The following is a 12,069-nucleotide window of genomic DNA, read 5'->3' as shown; positions in this document are numbered from 1 at the left end:
AAATATTCGAACTTGGTTTCACTCAGGCGATGACATGGTCGCGTTCCATGACCTGTTCCTGCTCCCGTTTCGGCGCTTCAATAGTGGCTCGCAATCTATCGGCGAGGCACTCGGCAATGTCCCACTGCACCTCCTCGGCTCGACCGGTCAACCAGGTCAGTTGGTTATGAATAAGCACAGGGATAACACCCAGATCCGCCAGGGTTCTTATCGTGGAAAGTGCGTGCAAAAGTTGACGATCAGTTCCATCACGGCAACGTTCCACCACCAGTTGCGCACTCAGGATATTGGACTCACTGAACACCGCGACCCACTGTGCAATCAGCCGAGTTTGTTCAATTAGCGCAGCGGGAGCCCCCCCCATGCAATAGATCGCCGCCCCCGGTTCAGCCTGTATAACGACTACAGGTTTTACCCCACGCGCCAACATCTTCAATAATGTTTCAATAACCTGACGAAAAAGGGCCGGTTGCAACTCGTGGCGATTAGTTAGTTCACCCTGAGTTATCTTGAGGATCGCGAATTCGCTCACACGTCATCTTCCTATCGGTGGCTGTACTCTTTCAGCGATGTGCAGAAGTTGGCGATAGCGCTACAGCTTTGCTCAAGTGATGCGTCGTCCAGTGCATAAGCGATCCGGATAAAGGGTGACAATCCGAAGGCCGCACCATGTACGACGGCTACATGGGCTTCTTCAAGCAGCGCGTAGGCCACGTCTTCATCGGTGTTCAGAAGCCGACCACCCGGCGTCATCTTGCCCAGCAACCCTTCACAATCGGCAAACGCATAGAAGGCACCGGCAGGTGATGAGCACGACAAACCAGGTGTTGCGTTGAGCAACCGCACCATCAGGTCCCGACGGCGCTCAAACACGCCACGAGAGCGCGCAATGAAATCCTTCGGCCCGTTCAGCGCCGCCAATGCCGCATATTGGGAGATGGTGCACGCACCGGATGTCTGCTGACTCTGGAGTTTCTCCATGGCCTCGATCAGCCACCTGGGCCCAGTGGCAAAACCAATCCTCCAGCCCGTCATCGCATAGGCTTTCGACACGCCATTCATAGTCAATACGCGTGGCTGCAAGCGTGACTCTACTTGAGCCAGCGTAAAAAACGGCCTGGCGTCGAATATCAGGTGTTCATAGATATCATCGGACAGGATTAAAACCCCTGGGTAATCCAGCAAGGTTTCAGCCAGCGCTTTTAGTTCTTCTTTGCTGTACACCGCACCGGTCGGGTTTGACGGTGAATTCAATATCAACCACTTCGTTGCCGGCGTAATAGCTGCCCTCAACAAGGCCGGCGTCAACTTGAATCCGGTGTCAGGGGGGCACGGCACAATGATAGGCGTGGCGCCACCCAGGCACACCATTTCGGGATAGCTGACCCAGTAAGGTGCGGGAATAATAACCTCATCGCCTTCATTCAGCGTGCAGGCCAGCGCATTGAAGATAACGTGCTTGCCACCATTACCAACAATCGTATCTTTCCAGCCTACGTCCAACTCATTTTCAACACGAAACTTGTTTGCAACCGCCTCGCGCAGTGCCTGCATACCGGCAACGGCCGTATAACCTGTGAAACCGGCATTGATCGCGTCAATCGCGGCATTGCTGATAGAGGCCGGTGTATCAAAGTCCGGTTCACCTGCACTGAGCGAAATAATAGTCTTGCCCTGTGATCTAAGTTCCGCCACGCGAGCGATCATCCCGTAAGTCGCCGATGGTTGAGCGCGCGCCAGGTGTTTATTTAGAAATGTCGGCTTCGTCTCAGTCATGGTCGAGTCTTTCCTATGTAAACGACGAGGTGCCCTCGCACGATCAAAGTCGATGGCACCGCAGCGCAGAAACCAAATGCGGTACAGCTCATAGAATCAACAATCGCGGGCTTTAATTCTTCAAACTCCGCAGGTGAATAAGCGAAGACGGCATCCTATTCGGGATAGGACGCTTCAGCGCAGAATCATCGCCAGGTACTCCGCCAGGTGCATCGGTTGTCGGCCACTGACGTTGCGTATTTGTCCCCTGCAGCTGAACCCGTCAGCCACCACTCGGGCGTCCTCGGGCAATTTGTCCAGGTGCGGTTTGAATTCCTGTTCACCGATTATCTTGGCGATGGGCGCACTTTTCAGGTGGTAGCCGTAGGCTCCGGCGACCCCGCAACAGCCTGCCGGGATGATCCCGCCCTTATCACCCAATTGCTTGAGGACCGATTGCTCAGCGCTCAGCCCCCCGCACGACTTCTGATGGCAATGCCCATGGATGCGAACGTCTTCCTCGATTCTGGGCAATTCAATAGCGTGGTTTTGAATCAGCTCGCTCAGCGTGACCAACGATTTAGTCAATTGCTTTGCCCGGGTGTCATCCGGGAAAAGCCCGGGCATTTCATCCCTGAACACAGACAGGCAACTGGGCTCAAGCACAACAATCGGAATACCTTCGCGCAGCGGTTTGTCCAACTGCGTCAAGATCGCTTCCAGATTGGCTTTGGCCTGATCGAGCATCCCCACATCGTAGTAAGGCCGCCCACAGCAGATATGCCGCTGCATGAGCTTGACGCGAAAACCCAGTTTCTCCAGCACCTCGACCCCGGCCTCCAGCACCGTCGGTGTGAACCCGTTATTGAAACTGTCGACCCAGAGCAGGACATCCGTTGCCGAGACATCGTCCTTATGTTCACGCAAACGCCTGGCGGTCTTGCCTGCCCTGAAACTCTGGCCCGCGATCCTGGGAAACTTGACACTCGGCGCCAGGCCAAACAACGCCCCTGCAGCCCTGAACAGCGGGTTGCCCATGGCGTAATTGAGGACGGGTGAGACCTTCGTCGCGACGGGCAGCCACTCGCCAATGCGACCAATCATGGCGTCCATCAGTGATCGAGAATTCTTCTGGTAGTGTCGATACAGGAATTCAGTTTTATAACGTGCAATGTCGACATTGGTCGGGCAATCCGACTTGCAGCCCTTGCAACTGAGGCACAGGTCAAGGGAGTCCTTGATGTCCTTGTTGTTCCAGTCATCCTGGATCACATCGCCCTTGAGCAATTCGAAAAATAAACGGGCGCGGCCCCGCGTAGAGTAACGCTCTTCTTTGGTTGCGCGGTAGCTGGGGCACATCGTCCCGCCTTCCGGCGAGCGGCACTTGCCCATGCCGATGCACCGCTCGGTCTCCCTGGCAAACCCTTTGTCGCCCAGCCGCGCGTCGTACGTGAACAGGCTGCTGACCTCCCTGCGCGTGTAGTCCGGCCCCATGCGCAGGTTGGCGTCCACCGGCATGGCGTGGATCAGCTTGCCGGGGTTCATTTTATTCAGGGGGTCCCAGATTGCCTTGAAATCAGCGAGTGCCTGCATGATGGTTTTGCCGTACATGATGTGCAGATACTCCCCCTTGGCCTGGCCATCGCCATGCTCACCGGACAGCGATCCGCCATAGCGCACTACCAGATGGGCGGCCTCATCCAGAAAAGCCCGCCAGGTATCAATGCCATTTTGGGATTTGAGGTCGAAGGTGATACGCGAATGGATACAGCCGTCACCGAAGTGGCCATACAAGTTGGTCTTGTAGCCGTAGTTGGCAACGATCCGGGAAAATTCGCGTAAATACTGGCCCAGCAAATGCGGCTCGACGGCGGCATCTTCCCAGCCAACTGTCGGATCGGGCTCGTTTGGATCGAGCCCCAGGGATGTCGCGGATGCACCGGTCTCACGGATGGTCCAGATTCGGTTCATCAACGCCGCATCCGTGACCAATCGCACACTGGGACGCCCTGGCAATGAATCAGCGATATCCCGAGCCCTGGTCGCCGCAGCCAGTACATCCGCGTCATTGGTGGCACCGAACTCCACCATCAGCCAAGCATTTCCCGCCGGAAGCTCTGCAATATCGTCGACCTTCATGCCCCGCTCAAGCAACCCGCCGATGATGCCATCGTCCAGCCCTTCCATGGCGATGGGTTCCAGCGGGAGCAACTGGGGTACAGAGTCAGCCGCCAGGAAAATATCCTCGAAGCCAAACACGACCAGCAGGCGATGGGTGGGGTTCTTGACCAGTAACGTCTCAGCTTGCAGTACCGTCACGCAGGTGCCTTCCACGCCAACGAGGGCCCGCGCAATGTTGAAGCCATTTTCCGGCAACAATTGATCGAGGTTATAACCCGAGACCCTGCGCTTGATCGTCGGGAAAATCCCGCGAATGTCGTCGCCGTACTGATCAGCCAGTGCCTTGAGCCCACGTACAATTTCCGCACGCCTGCCGCCTGCGGCCAGGTGCTCCTGATATTGCGCCTCGTCTGTCGGGCCTACCCAGAAGCGCTCACCGTCGTAAGTGAGGATCTCCAGGCGTTCCACGTTTTCGACCGTTTTTCCGGCCATGACCGAATGCGCACCACAGGAGTTGTTGCCGATCATGCCGCCCAAGGTACAGCGGCTGTGGGTGGCCGGATCCGGACCGAAGGTCAAGCCGTGTTTGGCCGCGGCGGTTTTGAGCTGATCACAGATAACGCCTGGCTCTACGCGGGCAATCCTCTTTTGGGAATCAATATCGATGATGCGGTTCAGGTATTTTGACGTATCGATGATGACCGCAGCGTTCACCGATTGGCCACACATCGAGGTGCCCGCCCCGCGAGGCAGCAGTGGCAGGTTTGCCTCCCGGCAAAGGCGCATTGCGGTAATGACATCCTCAATGGACCGGGGCACTACAACGCCGATGGGCAACTGGCGGTAGTTGGATGCCTCCGAGGCATACACTGCGCGTGTGGCGGCATCGAAGCGAATGTCCGCAGTGGTTTGCGCCTCCAATTGTGATCGAAGCTTCATCAGCACGTTCAGGTCAATGATGGATGCGGCGGTACTGGAGGTCATAAGGTTGCCTATTGTTGTGTCAGCGGCTACGCACTGGGTGACGACTGGTGCTGCGCCGGCGTAGGCCGGCGCCTTCAGCGATGATTCATCCTATGCATTGCCGGGCGGCGGCTCCACGGCTGAAAAGTAGGAAAGAAATAACCTTCTCTACTGCGCCAAGTGTGAGCCCGGCCGATCGCATAACGCAGCCCGCCCAGCAACGAACAGGCGTTATTTGGGCTGGCGATACCCCAGCATGACGCCAAGGAAGCTGAAAGCAGCGGCGAACATCACATAAAAGGCGGGTGCGGTTGCGGTGCCCGTCGTTTGAATCAACCACGTCAAAATCAGCGAAGCGAAACCTCCAAACGTCATGACCGCCAGGTTGTAGGCCACCGACAGCCCGGTAGAAAGCACTTTGGTCGGGAACGTTTCAGACAACGCCGCCAATATCGGCCCCGTGTAGGTCGCGATCAACAGCCCGAACACCGCCTGGAAAATGCACAGCGTCTGCAATGACGGCTGCGAAACGATCATATTGAACAGCGGCCAGGCCAACACCAGCATCGCAGCAGACGCGCCGCCCAGTAGCCATTTGCGCCCCACTTTGTCCGACAACCAGCCGGTAATCGGTGAGCAGATCGAGATCACTGTCCCGCCGACAATCGCAGCCATGAAGGACGCTGATTGCGGCAGTTGCAGGACCCTCACCGAGTAGGTCGGCATATAGAACAGAATGACGTAAATGCACACCGTCCAGAGCACCACCATGGCGAAACTGGCAAAGGCCTGCTTGGGGTACTCCCGAATCACGTCCTTGAAGGGCGTCTCGGATTTGTCACCCGCCTCCAGAAATGCAGGCGACTCATCCAGGTTGCGGCGAATAAAATAACCAATAGGGCCAATCAACAAGCCGAATAGAAACGGAATGCGCCAGCCCCAGCTCTCGACCTGCTCCGGGCTCAGGTTGAGGGTAATGCCTGTGCCGAAACAGGCCCCCACCAGCACGGCAAAACCGATACTGGTCTGGATCCAGCTGGAGTAGTAGGCCTTTTTGCCCGCCGGAGCGTGTTCGGTCAGGTACGCCGTGGCGGTCCCCATTTCGCCGCCCGCGGAAATCCCCTGCAGCAGCCTGGCAAATACGATGATGCAGGGCGCCGCCATGCCGATTTGCGAGTAAGTAGGTGCCAGCCCGATAAGGGCTGTGCCTATCCCCATCAGAATGATCGTCAGGGACAGCGCGCCTTTTCTTCCGTAACGGTCCGAATAGATGCCGATGAGCACTCCGCCTATGGGGCGCACCAGGAAGCCGACGCCGAAGGTGGCGGCAGAGAGCATCAGCGAGGTGACGTCATTGCCGGTGGGGAAAAAAAGCTTGCCGATGGTGATGGCAAAGAAGCCATACACCATAAAGTCAAACCACTCAAAACCATTGCCCAATACGGTGGCCACGATGGCCTTGCGGCGCATCGATCCGTGTGCCTGGGAATGGAATGCTAGCGGTGCTGTAGTCATAACGCCTCCGAGCTTTCAGCTATTCGCGCAAGTGAAAAAGCCGTGCCCATCTTGTTGTTGGGGGGGGGTATGCATTTGGCCCACTTGGGCGACACCTGCGTCACCTGAGCCAAGTAGGAAAAAAAACTGCTGCAATAGCACCTGAAATAGGAGAACCCGCCAGCGGCGCGAATCTATGCTGACAACACGCTCTAATGACGTGCCTCAATAACAATCTGAGCCCGCCCCCTCCCCATGCACAGCGTGGGCTGAAAGGGCGAGGCGCCGGGAGGATTCAGTGAAAGACCTTGTAACCCCCGCCATCGAAGTCGGCGAAGAGATGGTCGCAGGCTTTGCGAAAAAAGGGCTTGGCCAAGTCGTACCTGCCACGACCAATGATCGGGGGCACGGCCCCTTCCAGCGCCTCGTGTTGCGTGGGGCCACCGTGATTGACGGTACAGGCGCCCCGCCCTGGGGGCCTGCCGACGTTGTGATCGAAGGTGAGCGCATTGTTGAAATCGCGGCCGTTGGCGTGCCCGGACTGCCCATCAACCCCATGAGACGGCCCGCCAGTGGTGACCATGAAATCAATTGCACCGGCAAGTTCATCACCCCGGGCTTTGTCGATTGCCATGCGCATGTCGGCACGCCATTTCATGGCGAAAATGGCCAAATGCTTCCCGCCGATTACGCCTACAAGCTGTGGCTGGCTCATGGTGTAACGTCGGTGCGCGAAGCCGGGTGCATGAACGGACTGGCATGGACCTGTGAGCAAAAGCTGGCGTCTTCGCAAAACCGCATTGCAGCGCCGCATCTGTATGCCTATGTCTATTTTCCGGCGGTGAATGATTACCTGAAAGCGATCCATACACCCGAACAAGGCCGTGAATGGCTGCGCCAGGTAAAGGACAAAGGGGCTGACGGCGTGAAGTTCTTCGGCGCCTCCCCCGCGGTCATGGAAGCGGCCCTCGACGAAGCGCAGAAACTGGGCTTGCGCACGTGCTGCCACCACGCCCAGCTATCGGTCGGCCGAATGAATGCGTTGCGCACCGCCAAGTGGGGCCTGACCAGTACCGAGCACTCCTATGGGTTGCCGGAAGCGTTATTGGAGGGGCGCACGCTGGCCCTTATCGACGACGACTACAACTACAACGACGAGTACTTACGCTTCGCCACGGCCGGACAAACTTTCCTCCAGGCGGCCAAGCCGGGTAGCCCGAAATGGAACCAGGTGTTGGAGGCGTTTCTTGAGGCCGGCCATACATTCGTCCCCACCATGAATGTATACGATGCCAATCGCGACCTGATGCGTGCGCGGCGTGCGGAATGGCATGACCAATACACCGACAGCACCACCTGGAATTATTTTCAGCCGCAACGTGGCGGGCACGGCGCCTATTTCTATCGATGGTCGGTCAAGAATGAGCTTGAGTGGAAGGAAAGCTTCACGATCTGGATGCAGTTTCTGAACGAGTTCAAAAACAGAGGTGGGCGTGTCTGCCCGGGCAGTGACTCCGGATTCATGTTCCAGATCTACGGCTTTGGTTTCATTCGGGAGTTGGAGCTGTTCCAAGAGGCCGGCTTCACCCCCCAGGAGGTCTTGCGCGCAGCCACTCTGCACGGCGCTGAGCTGCTAGGAATCGACAACGAAACCGGTACGCTGGAACCTGGAAAGAGAGCGGATATCCTTATCCTGAATCAAAATCCGATGACGGATTTCAAACTGCTTTATGGCACCGGTGCATTGCGGCTGAACGACAGCACCCGCTCACTGGAACAGAATCGTGCCCTTGAAACCACGATAAAAGCCGGGGTCCTGTTTGAGGTGACCGATCTCCTGGCTGACGTGCGTGACATGGTCGCACGCACCTGGAAGAGAGAAAGCCGTGATGAACGCTGACGCTCACAGCACGCCATGGGAACTCACCCAGTTCATCATTCTTGCGGGCCCGCTGGGCAGCGGTAAAACAACCCTGCTTGAAACGGTCATCACCGCCCCAAACATGGCGAGCTCGACGGCGGTGATCATCAATGAAGCCGGTGCTATCAACATTGATGGGGCCATTTTGGCCGACTCCGCCCAAGGCCTGCCGATGGCGACGCTGAGCAACGGCTGCGTTTGTTGCTCGCTGACCAATGACCTGGTGTTTACGGTAGAAGAACTTATCGCTAGCCGGGCCAGATCTGGCTCGCCCCCCTTGGCGCGTATCATTCTGGAGTGCAGCGGGCTTTCAAAGCCAGGACCCGTTATGCGCTCATTGGCCGGACTGGCAGAACTGCGTATGCGCGTCAGTGTCGTTTCAACTCTCGATTGCAGCCGTGACATAGGTTCTAGCATTGATGCGCAAGCAGAGTTGGCACAGTTGGCAGCCGCACAGGTGATCGTACTGACAAAGGGAGATCTGGTTTCAAATACAGTAAGCGCTCATCGCGTTGAATCCGTCAAACGGCTGAATCCGTTCGCCACCGTCATCAATGAAATCGAACCACACAAACGAATGAATTGGGCCCGTATCAGCGGACCCACCGAGCGGCATGTTCAGTCCTTCATCTCACGGCCAATAGACTCGCAAAGGGTTCAGCATCCGCGCATCCAGGTTCTTCATGCACAGCTGGACAAGCCGGAATGGGAAGATGTACAGGATTGGTTGGAAAACATTGCCAGCGTGCTGGGCGAGCGGCTTTTGAGGATAAAGGCGCTGGTGAATGACCCAAAGGGCATCGCGGTTTTACTCCAGAGCGTCGGTACGACATTCTCAGCAGCGCGACGCTTGTCGGCCCCAGCGACGGAGCGCACATCCGTCGTGTTCATCGTTTGTGATGGTGATGTTGCGTTGCTTTCCAGTGTCGGCACGCATCTGAGCGTAGAGTGGGCCTCATGAGCGGCAGATTGCTTCATACACCGGCCGGCCAGACACTTCGTCTGGCGGCCTATCTTCCAGCATCTGTCAGAACGGTATTTTTCCCGTCAGTATTTCCCACCACATTCGCCAATCCCCAGCAAAACTCTTCAAGGGGTGCTTGAAAGTGGCCGGTCGGTTTTTCTCGAAGAAAAAATGCCCGACCCAGGCAAATGTGTAAGCCTCAATAAATGCCAGCACCAGCAACCACCACACACCGGTTATTACGCCCACCACCAGCAGGACGACTGCAAGCGTCGATCCGATAAAATGCAGTCGACGTGATGTTCTATTCAGGTGTTCACTCAGATAGAACCTGTAGAACTCACCGACTGCTTCGCCCTTCTCTGCTCTGTTCATATTACTGCCCCTTGGCTCATTTCAGGCGCCAGCCTTCACCGTCTCTGGTTATCAACCCTCGCTGCTCGAGCGACACGACATAGTTGCGATGGCCCTTTTCGCTCTTGCGCCGGAACAAGGGCAATATGTGCGGTAAAATTCCCGGCACCAGCATGGCTAACCGCGCAGTCCAGGATTCACTGGGACGAACGAACAGTTCCAGCCGAGGTTTTTCCAGCGCTTTGATGACGGTTTTAGCCACGTCTGCGGGCATTTGAGGCGGATCCATAAACTGCATCTTGTTGCCATTTTCAATGGCCTCACGCATCAGCATCGGCGTCTCCGTCGCGGACGGATTCACAATGGTAAATTTTACGCCTAAGCGTTTGCCATCCAACCCCAAGCAAAGCATGGCGCCACGCAGGCCAAATTTTGTTGCCGAATAAATGCATGTTTCCGGCATGGGAAATAATCCCCCTAAGGAAACAATTGAAATAACCCGTCCGTCACTGGCTTGTTGCAACAAGGGTAGAAACGCCTGACACAGTTCCAAAGGAACCATCATATTGAGCTGGACTTCACGCGCAATCGATACAATTGGCCTGGTCTCGAATGGAATATTGCTTAATATCCCGGCGTTATTGACCAGCAGATCGAGGCGACCGATCTCACTACTTACATAGTTCACAAGCCCCCCAAGCGCTTCACGATCGGTAAGGTCCGCCTGATAGGTCAATGCCTGGGGCCCGAGGGCAGTGGCGGCCTCGGCCAGGCGCACCGCATCAATATCGACCAGCACGCATTTGACACCGCGGGCGATCAGCGCCGCCGCGATCGCCCGCCCCAACCCACCGGCGCCTCCCGTAATCAGCGCTGTCCAGCCCGTAAATGACGTATTACTCGCCATGCAGACTCTCCCCCAGCACTTCATGAACCACAGGAGCAGCGCTCTTTGGAAAGGGCTGATCGAGCTTGATGGCTGCATACAGATCCTCAGTCAAGCGCGGCCAATGCATGCGTGTGCGTAGCGTCTCCAGGTAAGCAGTGAAGGACCGAGCATCCAGATAAACCGCATGCCGGTCCGATTGAACAAACTGAATCCCGCCACTGAGGTCCGGCTCGTCGCTCTGAATCAATTGATCGAATTGGCGCGCGGTGTCGAGCCCATCCAGCTGCGCCCGAAAATACGCAGCCAGGGTGAGCGCCTGGGTATCGAAAAGCTTGAAAGCACTGGAGTTCTGGTCGAGGTAACCGATGGCGCAGAGGTTACGGTGAGTGCGGCTGAACATCGACAGATAAAGCAGGGGCCTGCCATGCTTCCATTCGAAAAACTGCGCAGCGCATTCAGCGCCCCATTTGAAGCCTGTGGCACAAAGAATCAAGTCGATCTTTTCGCGTGCACCATCTGAAAAAATGACGAAATCACCCTCCAGCCGGTCGATGTTTTTACGCACCGCAATATTGCCGTGCTGAAGATGATGCAGCAGTTGCGAGTTCACGATCGGGTGGGTCTCGAACAAACGATGATCAGGCTTCGGTAAGCCCCATCGTGTCAGGTCTCCCACAAGCAGCTTCAATAAGAACTTGAAGACAGGCCTGGCCAGCCACAAAGGGAGGTGCGGCCCATTTTCACCGAACACATCGGCAGGTACACCAAACACATGCTTGGGAATGAAGTAGTAACCACGGCGCATGCTGATAAAGGCTTGTTTTGCGTGAATGGCGGCCTCGCAGGAAATGTCCGCGCCAGAATTTCCCGCGCCCACCACCAACACGTTCTTACCTTGGAATTCCGATCCGGATTGAAACGAGTTGGAATGGCGTATTTCCCCATCAAACTCACCACGAAACGCTGGCAGGTTGGGCTTCCAGTTTGTCCCGGTCGCTAACACGATCCAACGGTATCGCCGTGTAGAACCATCACTCAGGCTGACGGACCAGTGCCCGTCAGGATCCTTTCTAATCAGGGTTACCGTTGTACTGAACTGAATAGACTCACGCAGCCCGAATGCTGCAGCGAAGCTCCTGAGATAGTGCGCGATTTGACGGTGGGAGGGGTATTCCGGAAAGTCCCTGGGCATTGGAAACCCGACGAATCCCGACAGATCCCTGGACGAGATAAAATGCGCCGAATCGTACATCGGTGTGCCGACATTGTTGATGTCCCAAATCCCTCCTACATCCGAATGCCGCTCGAACTGGTCATAGGTAATTTTCTTTGCTTTGAGTGCGCGTGCGGCACTCAGCCCACCAGGCCCGGCGCCAATAATGCAGGCGCTATTTCCTCGGTCGATAATCGCTGCGTCTTGTTCTGATTTCATAGCGCTTCCCTTGAATATCCAGTTCGGTGTTGAACCAAAATCTAAAGGGAAGTCGGTGCTTTCGATGAGCCTTTCGCGGCCATTCAGGGGACCATGGAGGACAGATAAGCTGCGCGCACAGGAAACTCACCCGTTATGCCCGCAATAGCAGAAAGGGAGGTGTTAGATTACCGACC

Annotated in this window: 9 protein-coding genes; 2 read left to right on the top strand and 7 right to left on the bottom strand. The window is 56.3% G+C overall.

Annotated features, from left to right (window positions below):
• Positions 1-22: 22 nt before the first annotated feature.
• The 4 genes from ACOZK9_RS13065 to ACOZK9_RS13050 all read right to left on the bottom strand — a co-directional run bounded on the left by ACOZK9_RS13065 (position 23) and on the right by ACOZK9_RS13050 (position 6,309).
• Positions 23-532: an amino acid kinase family protein gene (locus tag ACOZK9_RS13065; protein WP_152748507.1), complete on the bottom strand. Its 510-nt coding sequence runs from the start codon at positions 530-532 to the stop codon at positions 23-25.
• 11 nt (positions 533-543) lie between these two features.
• On the bottom strand, positions 544-1,776 hold the full coding sequence (locus ACOZK9_RS13060) for a pyridoxal phosphate-dependent aminotransferase (RefSeq protein ID WP_152748506.1): 1,233 nt from the start codon (positions 1,774-1,776) through the stop codon (positions 544-546).
• A 174-nt stretch (positions 1,777-1,950) separates the two neighbouring features.
• Positions 1,951-4,860: an FAD-binding and (Fe-S)-binding domain-containing protein gene (locus ACOZK9_RS13055; RefSeq protein WP_152748505.1), complete on the bottom strand. Its 2,910-nt coding sequence runs from the start codon at positions 4,858-4,860 to the stop codon at positions 1,951-1,953.
• 210 nt (positions 4,861-5,070) lie between these two features.
• Positions 5,071-6,309 carry an MFS transporter gene (locus tag ACOZK9_RS13050; protein WP_152748504.1) on the bottom strand — a complete coding sequence of 413 codons (1,239 nt, stop codon included), beginning with the start codon at positions 6,307-6,309 and terminating at the stop codon, positions 5,071-5,073.
• A gap of 322 nt (positions 6,310-6,631) precedes the next feature.
• Between ACOZK9_RS13050 and ACOZK9_RS13045 the strand changes: the two genes are divergently transcribed.
• Positions 6,632-8,233, top strand: a complete 1,602-nt coding sequence (locus ACOZK9_RS13045) for an amidohydrolase family protein (RefSeq protein WP_341869388.1) — start codon at positions 6,632-6,634, stop codon at positions 8,231-8,233.
• Positions 8,223-9,215, top strand: coding sequence for a CobW family GTP-binding protein (locus ACOZK9_RS13040; protein ID WP_152748503.1), 993 nt, complete (start codon positions 8,223-8,225; stop codon positions 9,213-9,215). The genes ACOZK9_RS13045 and ACOZK9_RS13040 overlap by 11 nt, the downstream gene beginning before the upstream one ends.
• 66 nt (positions 9,216-9,281) lie before the next feature.
• On the opposite strand, the gene ACOZK9_RS13035 is transcribed toward ACOZK9_RS13040, so the two are convergent.
• The 3 genes from ACOZK9_RS13035 to ACOZK9_RS13025 are packed head-to-tail and all read right to left on the bottom strand — an operon-like array spanning position 9,282 to position 11,893.
• Entirely contained in the window at positions 9,282-9,593 is a 312-nt protein-coding gene (locus tag ACOZK9_RS13035) for an Mpo1-like protein (RefSeq protein ID WP_421555969.1), read from the bottom strand.
• Positions 9,594-9,609: 16 nt separating this feature from the next.
• Positions 9,610-10,479: an SDR family NAD(P)-dependent oxidoreductase gene (locus tag ACOZK9_RS13030; RefSeq protein WP_058411585.1), complete on the bottom strand. Its 870-nt coding sequence runs from the start codon at positions 10,477-10,479 to the stop codon at positions 9,610-9,612.
• Positions 10,469-11,893: a flavin-containing monooxygenase gene (locus ACOZK9_RS13025; protein WP_152748501.1), complete on the bottom strand. Its 1,425-nt coding sequence runs from the start codon at positions 11,891-11,893 to the stop codon at positions 10,469-10,471. The genes ACOZK9_RS13030 and ACOZK9_RS13025 overlap by 11 nt, the downstream gene beginning before the upstream one ends.
• Between the last annotated feature and the right edge of the window lie 176 nt (positions 11,894-12,069).

Source organism: Pseudomonas kitaguniensis (genome assembly GCF_049199985.1).
GTDB classification, from domain to species: Bacteria; Pseudomonadota; Gammaproteobacteria; order Pseudomonadales; family Pseudomonadaceae; genus Aquipseudomonas; species Aquipseudomonas kitaguniensis.
This window is presented reverse-complemented; position numbering and strand designations above follow the sequence as displayed.